Raw genomic sequence first — 24,988 nt, 5'->3', positions numbered from 1 at the left:
TTTTGGGGCCGGCTCTCTACCCCGGACACATTGCCTCTCACGTCGGAAAAGCATTTCCAGGGTGCAGTGGCTTCGGGGACGAGCACCATAATCGCCATGCCTGTTTCCGAGGAAAAGATTTCTTTAATCTTCAGTAGGCTTTTGTCGGTGCCGACTTGTTTCGCAACGGCCGCCATACAGGCCTTTTCCGCAGCGCTGGTCAGGCTGACATTGCTGTCCGCGCTGTCTGTAGTCGCGTTGCTGGCAGGGATACCCACGTTAATGGTGAAATTGATCGGTTTGCCTGAGTTTTTGGCATTGCCTTTCAGGTAAACGCGAATAATGTAATCACCGTCTTTCGGTAGCGTCCCGGAGTAGTGGTCACCTTCGTTCATCCCCACGAATAGGGCTTCATAGGTGCTGCCAGGGGGGATGACGTTGAAATAGGCCGCGCCTTTGTCAGCTTTAAAATCCACATTCAATGTCTGGCCGGCCTTGGCTCGCAACACGTAATCGACGTCTTCGCCGCCTTTGACAGTTCCTTTGATGGTCGCGCTGGATTTGCCTTTGGGGAATTGCACGGGTTTGCTCGCCGCCTCGGCGGTGGCTACTAGGCTCATCGTCAACACGATGCCGGTGAGTAAGCTGAGTAATTTGGTCATGGTGTACTCCGTTGTTTCAAGTTAGCGACGATTAGGGACAATCTAGCCGGTCGTTGCGGACTATAACATCCGCCGGCAATGTCAATTGGTCACGTTTGTTACCGCTATAACCGGGGATAAACAACCTAAAACCTTAAGCGCTAGCCGCCGGCAGCCACCGCCTCCGGGATTTCGTAGCGTTCCTCATTTCCGATTCGAATCAAAAACAAATCGCCGGAGCGCTCGAATATCAACTTCAAATTGTCGTCGTAAAAAGCCGGCTGACCGGAAATGAACTCGATACGCCGCTCGCCGCGGCCGTTACGATTGATCCGGACTTCGGCATTGCCTGCGCCCTTGCGAACACCCCCAAACGGGCAGCGGCCGGTCGGTTGGCCGAGCTCCAACGCACAGGGAATATGGCCGGTAGCATGAAATGCAAAGAAACTTGGTCATTTAAGTCTCCGCTGGGTTTCGCGTTGCTCTACCCAGCCTACGGCCCTGCGATTGAGCCGAACGTGCTTAATCCGGCGATCAGGAAATTTCGTGTCGTAGCCCGTATTAAGCAACGCGGAACACAGAATCGAATTAAAACCCAACCGGATTGCACGATATAAATCCGCGCCGGATTCCGAGTCGTCAAATCCCGGATTCCGCTTACGCTCCATCCAGGCTACTTGCTAGGCGGGCCGCGGCTATCCCGTGCATGCAGCAAAGCCGAACGGCCGTCGAAACAGCTGCAGCTCTGGCCAGCCTGTTTGGATTGACTCAGTTGCAAGCATCGGCTGCCGTGTAGACGATGGACTGGTAACGGCCCTCGTTTATAACGATGGATACGCACGCGCCGCTGTGGTTTTCCCGCCAAAACTGGGTTGGCGTGTCAACCGAGGAGGACGAGCGCGAAAAGTGGTAGCCGCGCCGCGATAACTCCCCTTCAGCCTGTCCGGCACGGGCGCCCACCATGTCGGACAAACTGTTTGGCGTTTGTCCGAAGTGGCTGTTGTTTCCGTTGCTGTATTGGTTGTTGTAACGCTGGTTATGCTCGGAATTATGCTGTTGATCGTGATGCCGCCCGTAACGGTTGCCCGGAGCGTTTTCGCAATCATGCCGGCCTTTCAGATGTATCTTATGAACTTTGTTGTTCTCTTCTTCGAATTCATAACACTCATTTTTTTGCTCGTTAAACCACCAACTGCGCGGACCTTCCCGGCCGTATTCGTCGTATCCGCGATCACGCAATTCGTTTTCCGCTTGATAAACGTTTTTGCCCTTCAAGTCGTAGACCAGGATGGTTTTAAGCTCCTGACCAAGATTGTGGTTATAAGAACTTCCGTTCGAATTATTCGGATTGACAACACAGCCGCTCATGCTGATCAAAGCAGCAGTGGCAGTGACGATTATCAGGGGTTTAAAGCGCCGTAGCATAAGACTCTCCTGGGGTTACGGTGAAGGTAGTAGCGAATTGCCAACCGTTTTCTTGTCGGGTCAAGCTTGGTCGGCAAGGACCATTTCGCTAAGTTTTGAACGACGTTAACAAAGAGTCTAGTCCATGTTCAGAGTCGCCCAAAGTCGAGTTTCTTCCCGTCGGCTAGCTCCGATTTGACCTTTTAGCCGCAGCGGGAAACGCTGATTAAATCTTCCGTGACGACAAGAAAGACTCGCAGCATCTCGGCCTGAATTGGCGCATCAACGACAAAGGCAAACCCGGCAACAACCTGTCGTACAGCCAGCGTAAGCACAACCGGACGTACGCGTCGAGCAGAGCCTGGGTCGAGCTTATTTTCCGGAGCATTAAATACCCATCAAGGCACAAGTGCCAATTCGGTTTCCACAAGCGCCCTTACCGGGGCTTGGAGAAAACGGGGCTCAGGTCAATTGGCTGGAGGACTTGGTGAATTTGTATCTGCTGGCATATTCCAGTCCAAACCAGCCACCCATTCCGATTGAAAACCGCCACCGGTTCCGATTAAAACTCAGCCATCGATTCGGTGTCGTTACGCCAGTTTCGAATGACTGCTTTTAGACGTGGCAAATTGGCACAACCGACCCGTTGCGGTCTATCAGCTAACATGATTCAATGGCAGCAATTGGATCATTACCAGACATAATTTTTTCGTCACCGATGATATACAGAAGGGACAATTATATGCATATCAATAAATTATCGCTTCAACGAGTATTTTTGGTAAATATACGGAAACCATCCAATTACTAGTTAGCGATATCTATGTGTCGCCTTCAATATTTAGTAGTTGCGTTGCTAATCGTATTTGCTGCGAGTAATGGCTTCGCCGACTGGGCAATTGTTGGTGCCACATATAACTGTAACGGCGAATCGCTTACGCTTGAGGGGATCGTAGATAGTTCTAGCGGGAGTATCAAGCCCAAGCCAGGAACGACGAAATTGGTTAAGAGCAAGAATATTATTCGTTGCTCAGTAGGCGATTCCGCTGTTGAAGCACGTGTGTTCGCAACGCCTCCATCAGATCATGGCGAATGCGGTAGCGCTGGAACCGTGTGGTTAGCTTCAATTCGAATCAACGACGAAGACTACCTAACCGAGCCTGGGTACATAAATAATTACTGCACGATGCAACCGAGTTATAGCAAAGTTGTAGTTAAAAAAATGCGCAAATCCATCGTCCTAAGTACCTGTCGCGCAATCTGGGATTGGGGAAATGAATTTGAAAATGAAAAATGCGATGAAATCAATATCGCTAACCCGGCAGTCAACACGGACGCTACGCGATAAATCCGCGTAGCGCAGGTTACTTCTTCGGGTTAATTAAAAGAGCAGTATCCAGCATCAACCGGTCATTCAGAAATCCACCTCGATAGACTGCTTTTGGCCGATCCAAGGCGTTCAAAATCTGGCTGGGTTTGAATCAAAAGCGATGACGGCGATCCAACCTGAATGCCCGGCTGTTTTGATCGAACGGCCGTACGGCAGATAAACGATTGGCGTAAGGTGGATTCGCGAACCAATCCACCATTGATGGCTTGCGATATACCTGCGCCATTTGATCTTGCGCTTGGTTTGGATTTTGGCGGATTGTCGCTACGCTCCCAATCCGTATATGGACTCCTCCCGTTTTGGCAAGCCGATCACTTCGAATTTGCTGGAACGCCGTCGTAGTTTGCTTGATGCCGCCCCTCACGATCTGGCATTTGCCGCGCCAAGCAAGTGCTGCAAGGTTGCACGTAGTTTGGCGGGATTGACCGGCTTGTGCAGCAACGGAAAGCCGCTGGCATCGGCCTCGCGTAAGCGTTCGGGACCGGTATCGCCGGTGACGACCAGCACCTCGAACCGGTAGCCCAGTGTTTCCCGCAAATCACGCGCGAAATCGATCCCGGAAACGCTATCGGCCAGCCGATAGTCGGTAATCAGCAAGTCTACCGCCGAATCCGCCCGCGCCAGCTCGTCCAAAGCTTGCGACAAGGATGCCGCCGCCAAAACCCGGCAACCCCAACGCGACAACAGGCCGCTCATGCTCTCCAACACACTGCTATCGTCATCCAGCAACAACACCTGCTTCCCGGCCAGCAGCGTGGTCGCCAGCAGCGGATGGCCGGCCTGAGCCTGAGCCGGGCGCGACGCAGACTTTAGCGCCAACGGCATCCTCAGCGAAAAGCACGAGCCTTTGCCCAACGCAGAACGCACCTGGAGCGGGTGTCCGAGCAGCCGCGCCAGCCGTTTGACGATGGCCAACCCCAGCCCCAAACCCTGACGGCGGTTGCGGCCGGCATTGTGTAGCTGGTGAAATTCGACGAAGACTTCGTTTAACTGGTCTTCGGGTATGCCGCGGCCGGTATCGATCACCTGAATTTCCAGTTCCGCTCCGCGCAGCCGGGTACCGACCAAGACCCGGCCGTTCTCGGTATAGCGCAGGGCATTGCCGATCAGATTGCGCAGCATCCGCTCCAACATCGCCGGATCGGTCACCACCGGGTATCGGCCGGGCCGGAAGCGGACGGTATTGCGGTTTTCCTGAGCCAAAGGCTGAAATTCGGCGTGCAGCCGCTCGAACAACTCGGCGAGATCGCAGGCTTGCAGTTCGGGCGTGACTACGCCGGCGTCCAGCTTAGAGACATCCAGCAGGGCGCTCAACATCGAATTGACTGCGTCGATAGCGTCATCGATCCGATCGATCAAGTGCGCCGTGTTCTCGCCGCGAACCCGCTCCGACAATTCCCCGAAAAACAAACCCAGCGCATGAATCGGTTGACGTAAATCGTGGCTGGCCGCGGCCAGAAACCGGGTTTTGGCGGCATTCGCCCGTTCCGCGTCGCGCCGGGCATTCTCCAGAGCCAACTCGCGCTTGATCAGGTTACTGATGTCGGTAAACGTGATCACCCGGCCGCCGTGACGTAACAGTACCTGCAGAATTTCGTATACCGGGCCGCCGGGCAGATGGTAATGGGCCGGGCCTTGGGCGCTGACCGGCAGCGGCGGATTCGCCGCAGCCAACAACTGCGCCAAGTTCTTGCCGGGTTCGACTTGGCAGCCGACCGCGGCCAAGGTATCGCTGAACCGCGCATTCCACATCCGCAAGCCATCGTTCTCGTCCGACATCGCGATGCCCTGCCCCATATTTTCCAACGCGGTTTCCAACAAGGTCGATTTTTCTTCCGATTCCTGGCGCAGCGCGACATTCTCGAAACTCAACTCCAGCGCGTGGTTAAGCATGTTGGAAAATTTTTGCGTGTAGTAGTAGCTTAACAGCGGTAGAAACGAGATCGTGATCGCCGCGGCAATGAAATGTTCGCCGCCGTAATACAGAAGCTCGAATACAAAGGTCAGGCCGATCGGTATCGATAGCATCAAGACGGCCGGATAGTAAGCAAACCAGCTCATCATCGCCCCCACGGCCTGGATAATCGGCGGCAAGCAGACCAGCAACACATTGGCGGGGTCGTCGATATCCAGAAACATAACGATACACAGTATCCAGCCCAAGCTGGTCAGCGCGCCGGCCGATAGCACCAACATTTTGTACAGCGTGATGTTTGCCGCCAGGCGCTGCTTGCGGGACCGGTAGTAATGCAAAATCGACCAACGCGATAAATGGGTCAGCGATGAAAACGCAAACCATGCCAGCAATTGATTGTGCGGCGCGGTATGCCACAGATCGATCACAATCAGCACCGGGAACGGCAGCATTAACAGCACTGAATTGCTGATCGCGGTCGTCACCCACAACCGCTCCACTTCGATTTCGTTTCGATATTTGGATTCTATGGCAGACATGCGTTTAACCTCGTTTCAATCGCACGGCATTAGCCGATTTACCAGCGGTTGCCGACAGCGGAGGCTAACGATTATCGCAAGCGGATAGTGATATACAAATCAACATACCCAATAATTCGAGGCCGCCGGAGCTTGGTGTATTGATCCGACTTTGCGCTGTTTTTATGTCCCTTCGCCCTGAGCCCTTCGACTGCACTCAAGGCGACCGGTTAAAACATATCAGAGTCGATTCAATGGCGATCGACCTTACCCGGAACGGCCGACTTATTTCGGCGAAGTCGGCCCACCACCGTCCGGCAACGGCCCGGTATCGCCGTCGCCGTCTCCATCCCATTCTTTAGCACGGGTCGAGCCGGCGAAGAATTGGTAGCGTCTGCGGAACAACATCGCATGAAAATCCTCGTCGTCCGCGCCTTCCCAGAAATCCGGCACCGGACGCACCGGTACCGCCGGCGCCGGCGGCACCGGAATGGCTGGCCTGTCGCCGCGCGGGCTGGCACGCAGAAACGGCTCCAGATCGTTGGCTTGCGCCATGCGTTCGCCCATATCCGGCGGGTTATTCGGCAGAAAGCGTTTGGCAATCGTTTTCAGGATAGAGGTATGGTCGAAGGTTTCTTTGGCGACGCTGCCGCGCTCGACCCAAGGCGATACTACCAAGGCGGGTACCCTGGGGCCATAGCGGTCCATACCCTCGGTGGTCGCGGCACCGGAAATCAGCGGTGCTCTTGGCGGCGACACGTGATCGAAAAAACCGCCGTGTTCGTCGTATGTAATGATCAACAAGGTTTTGTCCCAACCCGGCCCGGCCATCAAGGCATTGACCACTTCTCCGATCAAACGCTGGCCGTGGCCGATATCGGTGGGAGGGTGGTCGTCGGCGCCCGGCGGCGCATCGATGAAGTCCGGGTCGATAAACGTCACCGCCGGCAGCGTGCCGTTGCGCGCGGCAGCATAAAAGCCATGCTCCGGATCGCGCGCATCCAATACCCGGTCATTGTCGAACACGTAACGGTCGAACAGCCGCAGAAAACCGTAACCGTGTTCGTAATAACGCCAAGACACACCGGCCGCACTCAGGTGTTCGAAAATGGTTTTATCATCCGCCAAAGTGGCGCCCCCGGAAAATTTGGGATTTCCCACTTCAAACTTATTCGCGGCGTTGCGGCTCAAGCGGCCCGTGACTTGGTAAAAACGGTTCGGAAAGGTTGGCCCCGGATGTGCGCAAAACCAACGGTCGCAAACCATGAACTCCCGCGCCAAGGCATCGAATACCGGCACTTGTGGCGCCTGATAATAGCCCATCACCTTGCCCGGATCGGTGCCTTTGGCGGCAAATTTTTCGGCAAAACTGGTGACAAAACCATCCATACGGCCCTTCGGCGGGTTAGCGTCGTCCCAGTTGACCTGGGTCTTGACGCATGTAAAACCGTGGCAAGGGTCTTCGATGAACAGCGTACCGGGCAACGGAAAAGACGGGTAATCGACGCCGTTGTACGAATTGGTTTCGTTGCCGTTCAGGCCGTCGATGTCGCTGCGAATCCGGCCGTCGGCGCCGCCTTCTTTACTCAGATAACCCAGCATGTGGTCGAAGGATCGGTTTTCCATCATCAGCACTACGATATGGTCGATGTTGGCCAACCGGCCGGGCGGCAACGGCGCCTGCGGCGTTTCCGGGATCGGCGGACGCTGTTCTCCGCCCAAATAGTCGATCAACAGCCGGCTGCCGTCGCACCACGCCCCGACCACCGCAGTATCCTTGCCCAGCAACCATTCGCTGAGGTAGCGGTTCAGGCCGGGCTCGTGGCCGCTCGCGGTCCGTCTACCCTTAGCCAGTTGCACCAGTATTGCTGCGCCAATGTCAGTGAACAGTTTTTCGACTTTCTTGATGATCAGACTATCTCCGGGGACCCAATCAAAGTCTATGTCGACACGGATGAATTCCTTGTAAAGCTGCACTCGCAAATCGTCCCGCAGCGAAGCTTTAGCGCCGACCGAACCGGTCGCCTTGAATACCTTGCCTCTGAATTCGACGACTGCCAGCATAAGCCTGCTATCCAGCGCCTTGTATTGAACGCCAAGCAGAGCCTGCTTCACCAAGTCATCGAAGCCGGCGATATTCAATAGCCGTTGCTCGCCATCAAGCATCAGCGGTACGGCAAAATTAAATTTCAGTTTTTTGATGTTGACGTCGGGTAACCATTCGATCTGGATTTCCGGCTCCACGCCTTTGGTCTCGAACTCAACTTCGATGCCGATCTCAGCGGGCGCACCCGGTTGCGGCGAACCCATGGTCAAACGGATGCGATCGGTACCTAAGTCGTTGATCCGAACAAATTTGCCCCCAATACGTTTCTTGGTTAGCAGGCGCCGGGTGCCGTAAACCTCGTCCTCAAAATGCACGAACACCCAGTTTTCGCCGAATTGGCTACCGGAGAGCCGGACTTGAAACAACATGCGTTCCCGCAAATTGACAAACTCGTCGAATTTGCGCTGAAACAATGCCAACGGTAACAGCCGTTGCCGTTTGATGCCGGCATCCTGGTAATTTGGGATACCCATAGCCGCCATCAGTTGCCTTACCGATAGCGGCTTCGGCAATTTGTAGGGTTTCGCCAGTTGCCGAATACTGACCGATGAGCCGATTATTAATCCGCTACTGCGTAAACTAGGCATGTTCGCCTCCTTAAAGTTGGTTATTGCAAGGCAATCAAAACCGGCACCAAGCCCTTACCGCCTTTCAACGGACGCAAGGCTTTACCGATCACCGCGCCAAAAGCGCTAAGGGCGTCGCCGGCTTTCATCGCGTGGCCCGGCGTCGGCGAGGTGGTCAGTAAGTCGCCGACGGCGATGTCGCCGAACTCGGCGTCCACCTTGCAATACACCTTGCCCATCAAGGCAATCGGCTTGCGCGGCTTGCCGGTCGGTTGCTTGTCCAGCACGATGCCGGGCCGGTAGTCGCCGGCGCCGGATACCACGCCGGCCACCCGTTTGTCATAAGCTTGACTGCTGGGATGCAGCGCACCGTCGTCGCCCAGCACCATCACAGTGCCGGCTTCGACCTCGCTGTCGCAGATGTCGAAATCCTCGGCGCAGTCGGCATTGAGTAAGCGGATATCGCCGGACACTTCGACATCGCCATTGAAGGACGACGTGTCCGCCAACACGCTAAACCGAGGGACCTTGTTGGGAAAAGCGCCGGTGATCAGAATCTCCGCGGCAGTGCTGCGGCCGTCGCTACCGATACCTTCCAGATAGATGCGGTTATCGTTCAAATTGTTGCCGATCAACAATTGGCCGCCGCCGCTGCCGCTCAAATCGAAAATCAAGGGGCTGCCGGCGATCTTGGCCGCTTTGGCGTTCACGGTAAATTGCGGGATCGGCTGGGTGTAGCGCCCGGTGATCAACAGCTCCGCCGCATGGCCGTTGCCGTCGGAACTGAATCCTTCCAGATAAATTTTGTTGTCGTCGCGGTTGCAGGCAATATGCAACTGCCCACCGCCAATCGGGCTAAGATCGAGCACGATACTGCCGTTGCCCTTCAAGTTGATGCTGTCGCCGTTGGCCGACAATTGGGTGCTGGGATTGCCGTTTAACACCAGATTGCCGGCGACGTCGAGTTTGCCTTGCGGGACCGCGGTACCGATACCGACCCGCTCGGCAGATAGACTAAGGGAACTGCGAGTACCGTTTTGATCGGTTACCGCTTGAGCTTGGTCGCTCAGGGCGTTTTCTAGCTGCAAATTGGTCGCCATGGTTTTACTCCCAGAGAAATAGATGGATACAGGCCGGAAACGGCCGAAAACGTTTGGCTAGCGCACTGCCCTTACTGCAACGCAACCAACACCGGCACCAAGCCTTGGCCATCCGCAAACGGCCGCAACGCTTTACCAATGACGGTACCGAAGGCGCGTGCGGCATCACCGGCTTTCATCGCATGGCCGGGCGTCGGCGAGGTGGTCAGCAAGTCGCCGACGTCGATGGCACCGAACTCGGCGTCGACCTTGCAATACACCTTGCCCATCAAGGCAATCGGCTTGCGCGGCTTGCCGGTCGGTTGTTTGTCCAGCACGATGCCGGGCTGGTATTGCCCGGCGCCGGACACCACGCCGGCCACGCGCTTGTCGTAGGCCTGGCTGCTTGGATGCAGTGAGCCGTCGTCGCCCAATACCATCACGGTTCCGGCTTCGATATCCGCGTCGCAGATGTCGAAGTCCTCGGCGCAATCGGCGTTGAGCAGGCGAATATCGCCGTTGACGGCAATATTGCCGGCCACATGCAAGGCTTCTTCCGGGGTTTGGGTACCGATACCGACGTTACCGTTAGCGTTGATCCGCATCCGTTCCATACCGCCTTGCACGTCGTCCACCCGGAATACCAAGCCGTTTTCCAGGTTGCCGGCACGTACGTCGATAAAGCCGGATTGATAGGTGTTGTTTATGTAGCCGCCGAACAGACGCATGCCAACCTGGCCTTGGTCGGTTATCCCGCCGAAATACAGATTGCCATGCTCGCCACCTACAGGCGCTGGCAATTGCACATTGCCGGAACCCAGCGTCAGCCGCTGGCTGGCATGGGCTGTACCGATGCCCACATTTCCGGTCGCTTTAACCAATGAAATCCCTCTATCCCACTGCCAGTTGCCATTCGCATCGTCGCCGGTGATATGCAGAAAATCGCCACCGGCATGGGTTCTGGTGTGGAAAATATAGCGATAGCCGTTGGCGTCCGTGCCGGCCACAATGTCGGCGCTGACGTGCAGTTTGGCTTTCGGGTCGGCGGTGCCGATGCCCAACCTATCGCTGGAAATATTAAGAGAACTGCGGTTGCCGTTTTGGTCGGTCACCGCTTGAGAATTCGCGGTTAAAGAGTTATCCAATTGCAGATTGGTAGTCATTTCGTTCACCTCTGGTTAAGTTTTAATCTCAAGAGTTTTGTAAAGCGCCGGCATTGCGCGATCTGTCGGGCGATACCGATCGCGACGGCTGTTGCCGAACCACTTGGGCTTTGGCTTCCGCTTGCCGATGGCTGGCGATAGCGAGCGGCGTGTCTTTGGCGGCCTGTTTGAACACGAAAGCCTTGCGGGCCTCGTGGTAGTCGCCACTGCCGTAAAAGTTTTCGAACATTTGGGCTAACTCTGCCTGACGATAAGCCGCCAACGGCTGCTCGGCTTCGTCGCGGCAACGGCGACCGGCTTTGGCGCCCAGTTCTTCCCGCAATAACGCGTCGTTTTCGAGACGGTGGCGTACCAAGTGTTTGACTTGGGCGACAAACAAGGCATGCGAACTATCCAGCACTTGATCGACCATACCCAGTTGCCATGCTTTCCTGGCGCTGAGCGGAATACAGGCTGTCGACAAACGCTCCGCCGCCTCCGCCCCCACCCGCCTGGGCAGGAGATAAGTCCAATATTCCGAACCGTATAGTCCGCCCATGTTGCGGTAATGCGGGTTGAACACCACCCCATCCCGCACCCAAACCAGATCGGCGGCTAACGCTAGAATCGCCCCGCCAGCACCGGCGTTGCCGGCCACAGCGGCAATGGTGAGCTTGTCGGGAGTCTGGATGATTTGTCTGACCAGATCGTCGATGGCGTTGATATTCAGCCAGGATTCGTCCGCCGGGTTTTGGGCGGCCTCGATGTGATTGAGGTGAATGCCGTTTGACCAGAAATCCTCACCGCCCATCAATACGATTGCTTTGACGCTTAGCCCCGCCAGATAGCGATACACTTTCAGCAGTAAACGGCATTGATCGGTACTCATACCGCCGTTGTGGCAAGTAAAGTGCAGAAAGGCCACGTCCCCTTCCAACTCGTACCAGATCTCCTGTAGCGGATATTGTCGGCCCGGCTTCAAGTGATCGATCGTCAGGCGTTTGACCCCGGTTGCGAACCAGCGGGCCATGCCCTGCCGTGGCGCTTGGAGCAGGTCACCCAATGCCATTGCGGCCGGCAACTTAATGCCCTTTCCGTCCGCCCGCTTTGGTTTGAGATGGCCAATCCAGACCGCACCGTCGACGGTGGCCCGGCAAATAGCCTGTTCGGCGATCGCCACGATGCTGCCGGGTTTACCGATGAACTGGTCGTCGGCATGGGCGTTGAACAGGTAAAACGGCTGACCGCACACTTGATCCAGTACGCCGGGACTGCCGTCCGCAGCGCGAATTCTGGACACGATTTCGGCACTGCTGTGCTGTTGCCAGTCGATGGCGCGATCGCTCTGCTTCATCGCCGGGCGCAATCTGCCGGTGATGCTGGGATTGCCGTAATTCAGGGGTTCCGGGCGGAAGCTGGGAGCCTGTATGTAGCTCATGGCTTCCCACAGACACTCGACTGCGGCTTGCGTCACTTCCCGGTTGAACAAGCTGCTTTTGGTGGACGCGCGCATCGGAAACGTGCGGCTGGCCCAGATTGGCCCGGCGTCCATTTCCGCGTCGGCGGCCAGCAGGGTTACTCCCCACTCCGGCAAACCTTCCTGAATGGCCCAATCCAGCGAGGACGGGCCGCGGTCGCCTTTTATGCCGGGGTGTACGATCAGACAGGTGTAGCGCTGGTAAATCGTGGCCGGAATGCGCCGGGTTAAAAACGGGCAGAGGATAAGTTCGGGATGAAACAGCTCAACCCCCTCCAACAGCCGGGCTTCGTCGCCTAAATGCAATTCGACAGAGACGTCATGGCCGGCATCGTTGAGTTCGGTAAAAAAACGCTGGGTCAGGCCTGAGAATGCTGTGGAAACTAATAAGACACGCATGGGATACTCCTGATTACTCTGGTTTATGGCTGTCGTAGCCCATGACGCACGCCCTTCCAAAACATCAGGGTGAAACGGTATTGATGGGCGGGACAACAAACACGCCCGGCGACGGCATCGCAGCCAAACCACCGGGCAACATCGCGGTTAACCGCCCTTGCCGATGCCGCGAATCAGCGGCCCGAAGAACTCTACGCAACCGGCGGTCGGGCATGCGGTTTGCGCCCGATATTCCTGAGTGCGGATCGGCGTCGGTTTGGGTTGCTTGGTGCTGTAACCGCGGCCGGGGGTACCGGCTTGAACCGAGCCGACCCAAAACAGGCTCAGCCCGGCGACAGCAAGCAAACCGCGGATGGAGTGTTGTTTTAACTTAATGTTTTTCATGACAATTCTCCTAACAATATTGAATTAAGCGTTGCGGCGACGGCCGGCCAAAGCAAGCAGAGCCGAACCGAACAGCCAGAAAGCGCCGGGCAACGGTACCGCCGCGACGCCGATTTCGCCGGTGGTATACAGCTTGGAAAAATCCCAGCGCAAACCGTTGGCCAAGGTCGCGAAGCGAGTATCGATCCGCGTGAACTTACCGGAGCTGCTGCCCCAGTCGAACAAGTCGAACACATCGCCGGCCTGAGCCGCGAAGTTGTCCCACCACATCAGTTGCAGCACGCCGCCGAAATTGAGGTTGCCGGCTACTTGCAATTGATCGAACTGCTGACCGGCTTCGAGACCGCCGATTTCGGCCAGATACAGGTTCTCGCTGCCGAAGCTGGCGCTACCGCTGTTGGCCACCAAGGCCGGCGAATTGCCCAAGGACAGGCCGCCTTCGTAATAACTGGTGCCGGTGCCGCTCAACAAGGCACCGTCGCGCACCACCACCTGGCCGAAAAACACGGCGCCGGCATCGCGCCCGACCCGTAATTCGCTGCCGGATTGCAAGGTCACGTCGCCCCAAAACGCGGTTTCGCCGTTGCCGGACAGCACGATTCGACCGGTTTTGGCGTTGGTCACGGCGCCGGTTACGCTATTGGCACCGAAACCGACCTGCAGCTGGCCGCGATTTTCCAGGCCGCCGCCAAAATCGGCGGCGGCGTTTTGCAGTTGCAATTGGCCCTGATTGATCAACATACGATCGGTGTGCAAGCGGGCCAGATTGCCGCTGGCGCCGATCAATTGGATACTGCCGGCGTTGTCGACGCTGCCGCCCAGTAAGCGCATCTGCTCGCCGCTACCGACCTGTACCCGGCTGGCGGCATCGATTTGCAAGCCGCCGTCCAGCGTACCGGCCCCGGTCAACGCGGCATTTTGCAGACGAGTGCCGCGCTCGGCCGCGGTATAGCCACGATTCAAATCAAACGCCACGCTGTGGCCGGCGCTACCGCTCACGACAAGACTGCGCACGCTGGCATGGGTGCTGCCCAAAATCGTGGCGTTACCGCCCGGATTGACGACAACATCGTGCGGTTGGCCGGGCGCGAAACCGAAACTGCCGAAGCCGGCGTAATTCCAGCGCGCGGCATCGTCCCAAGCCCCGTTGCCGTTGCCTTGCCATTCCGGATGCAAGGTCAGTACAAAGCCTTCGGCTTCAGCCCCTTCGTGCGAACCGAAGCCGACGATCTGGCCGTAACGGTTAATGCCCAAAGCGTGGTGCAAGGTCCAGCCGTCCGCTGCCAGCCGGTTCAAGTCGTAAATCCGGCCGTTATTCCACAGCACGGCATGCATGGCGTTGTCGGTGGTGCGCGAATAGCCGACGATCTGACTGGTATCGTTGATGTCCGAAGCCCGACTGTCGCCGCCCAGACTGCCCAGGTCTTGCATCCGGCCGTTGGCGTAATGAAAGGCGTGGGGGAGGTACTCATCCGGCCTCAACGAACTGTAGCCGACCACCTCGCCGGCGTTGTTGATCGCCGTACCTTCGCTGGTATCGCCGCCCAGGCCGCCAATCGTTTGGCCGACGCCGTCGCGGTACAAGTGGGCAAGCGAGCCTAGCCCGTTCGGACCGGCCACGTAACCGGCGGCGTCACCGCGATTGTTGATCGCATTCACGCCCCTCCCGCCGGTTTTCAGCAACGTACCGTTGCGGGAGATCACGCCGGCAACGCTCCGGTCCCCTACCACGGTACCGGCGATATCGCCGTTGTCGTTGATCGCCCATGACAGGCTTTTACGGCTATCGGTGGTCAAGCCGGTCATCTCGTTGGCGCCGTCCCGCCGGATAAAGAGTTGATTGGTATACGGATGGTCGGCATCGACGTTGACCGAGGCCACAACGTCGCCCCGGTTATTGATCGCGTAAGCTTGTACCGATTTGCCGCCGACGGTAATTTCCTCGGCGCTACCGTTGCGGTAAATGTAGGAACGGGTGACGCTTGGTTCCCGGTCCTTACCGGGCAGATTGTTCAACAGCAGGATTTGGCCCTGGTCGTTGATGTCGCGGGCAACGCTGTTGCGGTCGCCTTGCAGACCGGTACCGGCAAAATCGTAGCGGGCCGCGGCGGCGGCCGGAACCGCCGCCAACGATCCGCCGGCCAGCACCGCCGCAACGGCCCAAGGCAGTGGTCTTATCTGAAAAATTGGGAATGGCATGGTTATCTCCTGGAACAGTTCGAGTCGGATTCAGCAAGGCCGGCTCAAGCCGCCTGACCGCCGGCATCCGGATCTTCGTCGCTAGTCCAGGCTACGATGACCGACTGAGCCGGACCCGTCGCTACCCAGCCGGCGGCCGCATTCGCGCCGCCGATCACTAAAACCGCTAACCAGAAAGCGCGACCAGCCGCGCGTTGTTTACCAACAAGTAATGTGTACATCTGAGTTCCCCCAAAACGAATGAATAAAAACCGGCGGACCTAACAGCCGCAGCCTGGGTCCGTTGGGGGATAAGGTAACAATTGCCGGTTTTCGAAGCGCCCTACGTGGGGAGGGTAGCGGGAGTGAAATATTACCTGGCGGGGGAGGCTGGTTCGGTAACGGGCGTACCGCCAGGGCGTTGTTTTACTGGTCCATGGCAAGCCAGGGCTATTGGCTGATGGAGTTTATTTCCATATCGTTGATCATTAAGTAAGCGCCGGCGCAATACGGCAGAGCCTATCTTTATTCCGAAACCGACGATAACGATTTGACGTATTTCATCGTTCATCAACTGGAAGTCATCAGAAAAGCCATAACTGCTCTACATCAATATCTGGAAAAGAAAACGGCGGAGATATTCGAGATAGAACAATGCCTGGAAGGCTCGGCTTTACAAGGAAAAATAAACCACAGGCAGTTGGCGATTCTGAGACATGCCATGGATCACCCGACGACCATCTACACCATCCAGCAACATCGGGCCGCCCATAAACTCAGCTACCAAACCGCGCGCACCGATTTGCTCAAAATGGCGGACGAATTTCATATCCTGAGCAAGCGCAAATATGGAAATGCCTTCGTTTTTTTAGCCCCCCCGATCTCGAACAGAAACTGACTCAACTGGAAGCACGCTATAAAGCCAAATAAGGGCCATAGCGGATTAAGGTAACATTTGTTCGGAAGCGGGAATAATTTGGGGTGTTTTGAAATTTTTGGGGGTTGCTATCGGCCAATAGCCGCCATTTGGTCATTAGAAATTTCCCGCCACTAAATGGCCGGTTTTTGCCAGATCGCGGACGGTCATTTTTTGCCTGTGACTCCTTCGACAATTGACGAATATCGATTGCCAAACCAGCAATTGCTGTCAGCTTTTTTAACAATCAACCTCCACTCTGCGAATTTACCTTAGAACGTATAATTGTATTTCAGTGGCTTATTAAACATGGCTCAACGATTGCATATATCTTGGCGGTAAAAAAACGCCTCGACAAAAATCTACTGCCTAAACGGAGCAAGCATGCGTAAATTCAGATCCCCCTTGATGGCTCTGGCCTTGTTAATGGCCACACCACTCACCGCTTGGTCATATGCCTTTGATGTAGCCATCGATACCACTAGCTTATCCGGTACCAATGCCATCCTAGCCTTCGACTTTATCGATGGAGATGGCGTCGTTAACAACACGGTGGATGTGTCCGGCTTTTTTATCAATGGCGTTTTCGATCCCGATTTAGGCACGCTGGAAGGCGATGTCACCAGTACCAACGATACCAGTGCCACCTTTCATGATGGCAGCGCATTCAACGAAGTCTTGGTCCCAGTGACCCTTGGCTCAACGATCCTCTTCAGACTGGAAACCACCAATGTATTCCCCGCCGCTAGCCTGGTACCGGACGCATTTTCTTTCTTCATTCTGAATGCCACCAGCAGTTTGCCGCTATTCGCCACCACCGATCCAACCGGTTCCGATGCGCTATTTGTGGTGAACCTGGACGGCAGCCAAAACGGTTTGTCTTTATATACCGCAGCCAACCCCGGCCCTAGCTGGACAGTACAACCGGCGGCCGTTCCATTACCCGGTGCCTTTTCAATGATGTTACTGGCCGGTGTCTGCGGTGGCTGGTTAAAGCGCAAACGCCTCATGGTCTAATCAGCGCTTAACTGCTTGTTTTACCCGTAGAACGCTACCTTTAAATTACAAAAATATACCCTCACGGAACATCGCTATAGCCGGGCGATTCGTCCCTGACTTAGCCATGCGCCGTTACTCTGGAGTTCGCGCATGTCAGTCAGCAAGGATTTAGATCTCTTCACCATCAGCAATACTCGTCCGACCAAAGCCCATTCGGGTATCGCGGTGATGCTATGGCTGTTGCTACTGTGCTTCGGTCTTTACAGCCTGCCGCTATGGGCGGTGACAGCCAGCCCCGTCGCCGTCACCGATCAAGTGACAGTCACTTACAGCGGCTTGCGCCTGAACCGGGCTACCAATACTTACGACAACACTGCCAGCCTGACCAACAAATCCAGCCAAGCCATCCAAATCCCGATTCAACTGGCGATTCGTGGTATCAGCGTCCCTAGCGTCAGCCTAGCCAATGCCAACGGCGCTTCAAACGACGGCACCCCCTATGTCAATGTCCCGCTAGGCGATGGCACATTGTCTCCCGGTGAAACCGTCAGTGGCGTGGTATTAAAATTTAACAATCCGCAAAAGTTGGCTTTCACCTTTGCTCACAGCGTACTCGGCGTACTGCCTAGCGCGAACCACCCACCGATAGCCAATGCCGGTACCGATACCAGCGCCCCGGTTGGCACTCAAGTCACCCTCAGCGCCTTAAGCTCCAGTGACGAAGACGGCGATACCCTCAGCTACCGCTGGAAGCTGCTCGAAAAACCCGCCAGCAGCACGGCCCAACTCAGCAATACTACTAGTGTCCAAAGCCAAATCAGTATCGACCGCAAAGGCAGCTACCGCATCGAACTAATCGTCAACGACGGCAAAGTCGACAGCCAACCGGCCTATGTCACCATCAACACCGAGAATTCCAAACCGGTCGCCAAGGCAGGCGACGACCAAACCGTCAAAGTCAAACAAACCGCCTTGCTGGATGGAGGCAATTCCAGCGACGTCGATAGCGACCCGATAAGCTACAACTGGGAACTGCTGGCAAAACCCAACAACAGTGCGACCGGCTTACTAAACCCCAAAACCCAAACCCCCAGCTTAACCCCCGACTTGCCCGGCAGCTACACCGTCCAGTTAAAAGTTAACGACGGCCTACTCGATAGCTTGCCCGACCAACTACTTATCAACACCGAAAACTCAAAACCGGTGGCCAATGCCGGCGCCAATCAAAGTGCCTTGGTTGGCGATGCAGTCACCCTGGACGGCAGCCTATCCACCGACGTGGATAACGATCCGCTCAGCTACGTCTGGTCCATCCTCAGCAAACCGGCCAACAGCACGCCGCAGTTGACACAATACGACCAAGTTCAAGCCATTCTGACACCCGATTTACCGGGCGATTACGTCGCTCAATTGATCGTCAACGACAGCAGGCTCAACAGCGACCCGGCCACATCCTTAGTAACCGTATCCGCCAAGCCCGTCGTCAACCATGCGCCCAAAATCGGCAGTACCCCCGTTACCACGGCCACTGTCGGTATTCTTTACAGCTACAATGTCAGCGCCACCGATAGCGACAACGACACCCTGAGCTACAACCTCAGCGCCTATCCCACCGGCATGACCATCAACAGCCAAACCGGCCAAATCAACTGGACCCCGGCTGCCAACCAAACCGGTAGCCAAGCCGTCAGCGTTAACGTCAGCGACGGCAAGGGTGGTAGCGACAGCCAAAGCTTCAGCATAACCGTCAACGCCGCCGACCAAGTCAACGTACCGGCGCTGATCGATCAAAGCCGCGCCAGTGCCGAAGCCGCTATTCAGCAAGCCAAACTCAACATCGGCACACTAACGTTTCAACACAACGCCAAAGCCGACGGCAGCGTCATCAGCCAAAGTCCGGCTGCGGGCAGCAGTGTCAAGATCGGCACTCCAATCAATCTGAGTGTTTCCATCGGCCCCGATAACGGCTTGCCGCCCAATCCGGCCACCATCGCCCCCGCACTGGATCAAACCGTGGCGACCACCACCTATGCGGCTAGTCAGTTCCTGTATACCGGCAACAATCCCATTCAAACCTTGAGCAATGGTCAACCGCTGGCAGCTGGCACTATCGAAGCCAAACGGGCAGCGGTGATACGCGGCAAGGTGCTGGACAAACAGAACAATCCGCTGTCTGGCGTTACTGTCAGCATCAAGGATCATCCGGAGTTGGGGCAGACTTTAAGTCGCGTGGATGGACAGTATGACCTGGCTGTCAATGGCGGCGGGGTGATGACTATTAATCTAAAAAAGGACGGTTACCTGCCCGTACAGCGATCCTTGACTAATGTCTCCTGGCAAGATTACGCGATTGCCGACGACGCAGTGCTCATCCAACAGGACAGCAAAGTAACGACAATCGATTTAAACAACACTACGGAAGCTTTCCAGGTGGCTCAGGGTAACGTGGTAACCGATGCCGATGGCAGCCGCCAAGCCAGCCTATTGATTCCGCAAGGCACGCAGGCACAGGTTTACAACCCCGACGGTAGCAGTCGTCAGGTATCCAGCTTGAATCTGCGTTTAACCGAATACACCGTGGGGGCCAACGGGCTTGAGGCCATGCCGGGTCAACTTCCTCCCAGCAGTGCCTATACCTATGCCTTTGAGATGAAGGCTGACGAAGCCGATGTCAAACTCAGTGGGAAAGACGTGCTGTTTGATCGTCCGGTGCCGTTCTATATCACTAACTTCTTGGGGTTCCCTGTGGGTACCGCTGTGCCGGTCGGTTACTACGACCGCGATCAGGCTATCTGGGTGCCTTCGGAAAATGGCAAAGTCATAAAAGTGCTGGCAATAAGTAGTGGCATAGCCACGCTGGACACGGACGGCGATGGCGCCGCCGATGATACGACTAAGTTGGCCGCTTTGGGCGTAACCGACCAAGAGCGTACAAAGCTGGCAGGTCTTTACACTGCCGGGCAAACGCTATGGCGTGTTCAGGTCACTCATTTGAGCACCTGGGACTGTAACTGGCCTTTCATCATGCCAAATGATGCGGTTGCGCCCACACAAAAATTCCCAGTCAATCGAGATAACGGCAAGTTTTGTGCGACCTGTGCTCAACGAGGAGCGCCAACCGAATTATCGGGTTCTATCATCGAAGCAGAAAATCAAATTCTGCGCGAATCACTGCCGATCATCGGCACCGGGCTGACGCTTAATTACGCCAGTGACCGGGTGCCGGGAAGAACCCTGCCGCAAAAACTAGACATACCGGTAAGTGGTGCAACGCTGCCACCGTCAGTCAAACGCATCGATTTAGTCATCGATGTTGCCGGTAAACGCATTGAAAAAAGGTTGCCGGTCGTTACCAATCATGTAGAGCCGTTCGAATGGGATGGTTTGGATGCCTTTGGTCGTCCGGTTGAAGGCGCTCAACAGGCGACCGTCAAAATCGGCTATGTATACGATCCGGTTTATGCCACAGCCGCGGAACAAGCGGCGGCATTTGGCCGTTTCTCGGGCGTGCCGCTCGAGGGTAGCCGTGCCCGTAAAGAAGTAAGAATTTGGCAGGAACATAAAACCGTGTTGGGTGGGCCAAATGGTCGTCAGGATGCAGCCGGTTGGAGTTTATCCGCACACCACCGCTATGATCCGGTGGAACACACTCTGTATCAAGGCGATGGTCGCAGACGTAGCGCCAATGCGCTTTCTGCATCGGGCGTTATTACCAAGTTTGCGCAATTGCCGGCGTTCATCGCTGGTAGCGCAGTCGCCCCCGACGGAACCCTATTCGTTGCTTCTGGCGATCAAGTTGTCAAAGTCTCATCTGATGGCACCATTGTGACTGTGGTGGCCGGAACCGGTGTGCCCGGTTTTAGTGGTGACGGTGGCCTCGCGCAGAATGCCCAACTCAATAATCCTCAAGGTTTAGCATTGGCGAATGATGGCAGCCTGTATATTGCCGATACGGCGAATGCACGAATCCGCAAAATCACTCCCAATGGCACCATAAATACCATCGCTGGCCGAGGAAATGGCGTGATAGGCCTGTTTCACGGTTGTTATGACGGCCAATTGGCAACTACGGGATATTTTGTTGCCTCTGCTGTTGCGGTTGGCTTGGATAACAGCATCTATTTCACCGGTGGCAATATTGGTCACAGTACTGTCTGCCGAATTTCGCCGGATGGAGTTTTAAGTACGGTTGCCGGAAATGGCGGCTCCGGTTTTGGCGGTGATGGCGGCCCAGCGTTTAACGCCAAGCTTTTTAGTCCCGATGGACTGGCTTTTGGTCCGGATGGCAGTTTATTTGTCATGGATAGCGGTAACAATCGTGTCCGCAAAATCTCAACGGATGGGATTATTACTACGGCAGCCGGCAATGGCAATAATAGGTACAGTGGCGACGGCGGACCGGCTGTTAATGCGGGCATTCGTTTGGGCGGTGGGCTTGCCGTTTCGCCATCTGGAGAAGTGTATATTACCGAAGCCGGCTTTGGCGCTAACACCAGTAGAGTGCGCAAAGTCAGAACCGACGGCTTGATCAGTACCTTTGCAGGCGGAGGAACCACACTGGTACCCAATGCCATTGATGGGGCACTATCCGCCTCGGTTAAATTCAATTTCGCGGGCTCCGCCGGTGTTCAAGAAGCACTTAGTCCGATGCCCGATGGTAGCCTAATGGTTAGGTATAACAATGTTCTCTATAGAGTCACCAGCGCATTCAGCGGCTTTTCAGGTGGCGAGTTAGCCATTCCCTCGGATGACGGTTCTGCACTCTATCGGTTTGACAAATCAGGACGGCATTTGACGACCGTGGATACCACTACCGGTAAAACCTTGCTCAGTTTTGTCTACGATGCTAAGGGTCAGCTCAGTACCGTCACCGACCTTAATGGCCTGGTTACCAGTATCGAGCGTGATGGCCTAGGCAATGCCACGGCGATTGTCGCGCCGTTTGGTCAACGCACCGCATTGCAAAGCAATCCTAACGGCTATCTTGCTAAAGTCAGTAACCCAGCCGGCGAAGCCCATCAAATGACCTACGGTGCCGGCGGCTTGCTGGCTGCTTTCAAAGACCCGCGCGGCAATGCCTCAAGTTTTATTTACGATGCCGAGGGGCGTTTGCTGAGCGATAGTAATGCCGCAGCAGGCAAGCTCAGTCTGGCTCGCACTGAACTGGCCGACGGTAGCCAAATTGCCGCAACCACTGCGGAGGGCCTGACTAGCACTTACACGGTGCATGATGCCGTCACCGGCGAACGGGTGCGCGAAAGCCGCTCACCCGACGGCACCAGTGTGCAATCTTCATTCGCTAACGACGGCATCCAAACCACCACCATGCCGGACGGCACTATCGTTACGCAGGAACAAAGCCCGGATGCGCGGATTGGTTTCGGGATGTTATCGCCGGTTACCTCCAGCAGCACTGTTAGCACCGGCGGCTTAACGGCTACGGCCAGCGCCGCTCGTAGTCTAGTGCTGGCTTCGGCAACAGACCCGTTGACTCTCACCAAACTCACCGAAACCTCAACCCTCAACGGCAGAACTTCGACCAGCGTCTACGACGCCGCCACCAAAACCATCACCGCCACCAGCCCGGCCAACCGCAAAGCCACCGCGCTGACCGACGCCCAGGGCAGGATTATCCAGTCGCAAGTCACCGGCATACTAGCCAGCAATGCCAGTTACGATGCCCAGGGCCGCTTGGCCAGTGTCAGTCAGGGTACGGGTGTCGATCAACGCACCCTCAGCTACAGCTACAACCCGCAAGGTTATCTGGCCAGCGTGCTTGATCCGATTGGCCGGCAGGTGCAGTTTGCCTACGACCAAGCTGGTCGCGTCACCACCCAAACCTTGCCCGATGGCCGGCAGATTCTGTATAGCTACGACGCCAACGGCAATCTCACCTCGCTGACACCGCCCGGCCAGCCGGCCCATGTGTTTAACTACACGGCGGTTGATCAAACCGCGGATTATCAACCGCCTTTGGTCAATGCCGGCGGTAATAACACCGTCTACAGCTACGACAAAGACAAGGCGCTGACCTCGGTAACTCGTCCGGACGGCCTGAGTGTGGAGCTCAATCGCGACAGCGCCGGCCGAGTGTCATCGTTGGCCTTGCAACCGGCCAATCAAACCCTGGCCAGTTACGCTTACGACAACGTTACTGGCAAGCTGACCACCATTAGTGCGGCGGATGCCAATCTGGGCTTTAGCTATAACGGCGCTTTGTTGACTCAAACCGCCTGGAGCGGTGCGGTGACCGGTAGCGTCGGCTACGCTTACGACAACAGCTTCCGCGTTACCTCGGTCAGCCTCAACGGCGCCAATCCAATTGCCTATGTCTATGACAACGACGACTTGCTGACCAAGGCCGGCAACCTGACCTTGAGCCGCAATGTGCAAAACGGTTTGCTGACCGGCACTGCCTTGGGCAGCCTGACCGAAGCTTACAGCTACAGCGGTTTCGGCGAGTTGTCGGCTTACGAAGCCAAATACGGTACGTTCTCGCATCTGAAGTTGGCCTACACCCGCGACAAACTGGGCCGGATTACTCAGAAGCAAGAAACCAAGGGCGGCGTGCTCAACACCTACAACTACGGTTACGACACCGCTGGTCGCCTGGTGGAAGTGAAGAAAAACAACGTCGTTCAGGCCAGCTATAGCTACGACGACAACGGCAACCGCTTGAGTCGTACTGCCGGCAGCGTCACCCAAACCGGCACCTACGATGCGCAAGACCGCTTGCTGACCTACAACGGTGCCAGTTACAGCTACACCGACAACGGCGAGCTGAAAACCAAAACGGTCGGTGCGGCGGTCACGCAATACGATTACGACGTGTTGGGCAACCTGAAAAAAGTGGTCTTGCCGGGCGGCGGCCAAATCGACTATCTCACCGACGGCCAGAATCGCCGCATCGGCAAGAAAGTCAACGGCAGTTTGACCCAAGCCTTCCTCTGGCAAGGCCAGTTACAACCGATTGCCGAACTGGACGGCAGCGGCAACGTGGTCAGTCGTTTTGTCTACGCCACCGGCGTCAACGTGCCGGATTACATGATCAAGGGCGGCGTCACCTATCGGCTGATCAAGGATAATTTGGGTAGTCCGAGGGTGGTGGTGAATATTGCCAGCAATACCGTGGCGCAGGAAATGGAGTTTGATGAGTTTGGCCGGGTGACTAAAGATACCAATCCGGGCTTCCAACCGTTTGGGTTTGCGGGGGGATTGTATGATAAGGATACCGGGTTGGTGAGGTTTGGGGCGCGGGATTATGATGCGGTGATTGGGCGGTGGGTTAGTAAGGATCCGATTGGGTTTGGGGGTGGGGCGGCCGACCTATATCAATATACGGACAACGACCCGGTAAACTATATTGATTTCAGTGGAGCGTTCAAATTTATTGCAAAAGTCGATGGCAGTAATTATTGGGTTGATATTAGTAACGTTAATATTGAAGTTACTGATTTGAGAGCCAATGGAGGGCGTAAGGCACGAGTGAGTTTCGATGCGTCAGTTAGCAAAATAACGAAAGGATGTTGGAAGGAACCAAAAAAGTTAAAAGGCCTTAGTAATGAATTCGTTGAACTTCCACCTGTTAATGGATTCGATCTTAAATTATTAGCTAATGTGCTAAAAATTTCTGATTTAGAGCATAAATCAATTGGAGAACTTATTGACGATACTTGGCTGGATTTAGATATCTTATCCGTAAATGTAAATGAAATTCCCAAGAATGAATTCATTACCCCAATTAAGTATGAAAATGGCTTCCAAGGAGAAGGCCAAAATATTTGTGGATGTTTCGGTGTTCAAGTGTTACCACCTTCACCGTTGTTTCGAAAAAATTGGTAAGTCCTTAACCCGTAAGGCGGAACCGGTTTACCGGGTTCCGCCGAATGTGGTT

Annotated in this window: 16 protein-coding genes; 4 read left to right on the top strand and 12 right to left on the bottom strand. The window is 55.6% G+C overall.

The window, feature by feature from the left end:
- The 3 genes from C2U68_RS08870 to C2U68_RS21405 form a co-directional block, all read right to left on the bottom strand.
- The coding region (locus tag C2U68_RS08870) for a hypothetical protein (RefSeq protein WP_140912128.1) at window positions 1-641 on the bottom strand (641 nt) is incomplete at its 3' end.
- A 140-nt stretch (window positions 642-781) separates the two neighbouring features.
- Window positions 782-1,027, bottom strand: coding sequence for a hypothetical protein (locus C2U68_RS08865; RefSeq protein ID WP_140912127.1), 246 nt, complete (start codon window positions 1,025-1,027; stop codon window positions 782-784).
- Window positions 1,028-1,388: 361 nt separating this feature from the next.
- Window positions 1,389-2,045 carry a hypothetical protein gene (locus tag C2U68_RS21405; RefSeq protein WP_222101892.1) on the bottom strand — a complete coding sequence of 219 codons (657 nt, stop codon included), beginning with the start codon at window positions 2,043-2,045 and terminating at the stop codon, window positions 1,389-1,391.
- 802 nt (window positions 2,046-2,847) lie between these two features.
- Here C2U68_RS21405 and C2U68_RS08855 point away from each other — a divergent pair.
- Window positions 2,848-3,372: a hypothetical protein gene (locus tag C2U68_RS08855; protein WP_186289553.1), complete on the top strand. Its 525-nt coding sequence runs from the start codon at window positions 2,848-2,850 to the stop codon at window positions 3,370-3,372.
- Window positions 3,373-3,774: 402 nt separating this feature from the next.
- Here C2U68_RS08855 and C2U68_RS08850 read toward each other — a convergent pair whose 3' ends face one another.
- From C2U68_RS08850 to C2U68_RS21165, 8 genes are all read right to left on the bottom strand, one after another.
- A complete protein-coding gene (locus C2U68_RS08850; protein ID WP_140912125.1) occupies window positions 3,775-5,868 on the bottom strand; it encodes a hybrid sensor histidine kinase/response regulator in 2,094 nt (697 codons plus the stop codon).
- Between the two features lie 264 nt (window positions 5,869-6,132).
- On the bottom strand, window positions 6,133-8,541 hold the full coding sequence (locus C2U68_RS08845) for a phospholipase C (RefSeq protein ID WP_140912124.1): 2,409 nt from the start codon (window positions 8,539-8,541) through the stop codon (window positions 6,133-6,135).
- Between the two features lie 20 nt (window positions 8,542-8,561).
- A complete protein-coding gene (locus C2U68_RS08840) occupies window positions 8,562-9,620 on the bottom strand; it encodes a hypothetical protein (protein ID WP_140912123.1) in 1,059 nt (352 codons plus the stop codon).
- A 71-nt stretch (window positions 9,621-9,691) separates the two neighbouring features.
- Complete coding sequence (locus C2U68_RS08835) at window positions 9,692-10,762, bottom strand: hypothetical protein (RefSeq protein WP_140912122.1); 1,071 nt, start codon at window positions 10,760-10,762, stop codon at window positions 9,692-9,694.
- A 28-nt stretch (window positions 10,763-10,790) separates the two neighbouring features.
- Window positions 10,791-12,617: a hydrogenase maturation protein gene (locus C2U68_RS08830; RefSeq protein ID WP_140912121.1), complete on the bottom strand. Its 1,827-nt coding sequence runs from the start codon at window positions 12,615-12,617 to the stop codon at window positions 10,791-10,793.
- A 147-nt stretch (window positions 12,618-12,764) separates the two neighbouring features.
- Window positions 12,765-13,001 (bottom strand): hypothetical protein, encoded by a 237-nt coding sequence (locus tag C2U68_RS08825; protein WP_140912120.1) that lies wholly within the window; start codon window positions 12,999-13,001, stop codon window positions 12,765-12,767.
- Window positions 13,002-13,025: 24 nt separating this feature from the next.
- On the bottom strand, window positions 13,026-15,200 hold the full coding sequence (locus tag C2U68_RS08820; RefSeq protein ID WP_140912119.1) for a hypothetical protein: 2,175 nt from the start codon (window positions 15,198-15,200) through the stop codon (window positions 13,026-13,028).
- Window positions 15,201-15,244: 44 nt separating this feature from the next.
- Window positions 15,245-15,421 (bottom strand): hypothetical protein, encoded by a 177-nt coding sequence (locus tag C2U68_RS21165; RefSeq protein ID WP_186289552.1) that lies wholly within the window; start codon window positions 15,419-15,421, stop codon window positions 15,245-15,247.
- A gap of 308 nt (window positions 15,422-15,729) precedes the next feature.
- On the opposite strand from C2U68_RS21165, the gene C2U68_RS08815 reads away from it, so the two are divergent.
- On the top strand, window positions 15,730-16,077 hold the full coding sequence (locus C2U68_RS08815; protein WP_140912118.1) for a hypothetical protein: 348 nt from the start codon (window positions 15,730-15,732) through the stop codon (window positions 16,075-16,077).
- 16 nt (window positions 16,078-16,093) lie between these two features.
- Here C2U68_RS08815 and C2U68_RS08810 read toward each other — a convergent pair whose 3' ends face one another.
- Window positions 16,094-16,342 carry a hypothetical protein gene (locus C2U68_RS08810; RefSeq protein ID WP_140912117.1) on the bottom strand — a complete coding sequence of 83 codons (249 nt, stop codon included), beginning with the start codon at window positions 16,340-16,342 and terminating at the stop codon, window positions 16,094-16,096.
- 137 nt (window positions 16,343-16,479) lie between these two features.
- Here C2U68_RS08810 and C2U68_RS08805 point away from each other — a divergent pair, with 137 nt between their 5' ends.
- Both C2U68_RS08805 and C2U68_RS08800 read left to right on the top strand, forming a co-directional pair.
- Window positions 16,480-17,112, top strand: coding sequence for an NF038129 family PEP-CTERM protein (locus C2U68_RS08805; protein WP_140912116.1), 633 nt, complete (start codon window positions 16,480-16,482; stop codon window positions 17,110-17,112).
- Window positions 17,113-17,244: 132 nt separating this feature from the next.
- Window positions 17,245-24,936, top strand: a complete 7,692-nt coding sequence (locus C2U68_RS08800; protein WP_140912115.1) for a PKD domain-containing protein — start codon at window positions 17,245-17,247, stop codon at window positions 24,934-24,936.
- Window positions 24,937-24,988: the final 52 nt, after the last annotated feature.

The sequence above is a fragment of the Methylomonas koyamae genome (assembly GCF_006483455.1).
Lineage (GTDB): Bacteria > Pseudomonadota > Gammaproteobacteria > Methylococcales > Methylomonadaceae > Methylomonas > Methylomonas koyamae_B.
The sequence above is the reverse complement of the archived record's forward strand: the minus strand, read 5'-3'. Positions and strand labels throughout refer to the sequence as shown.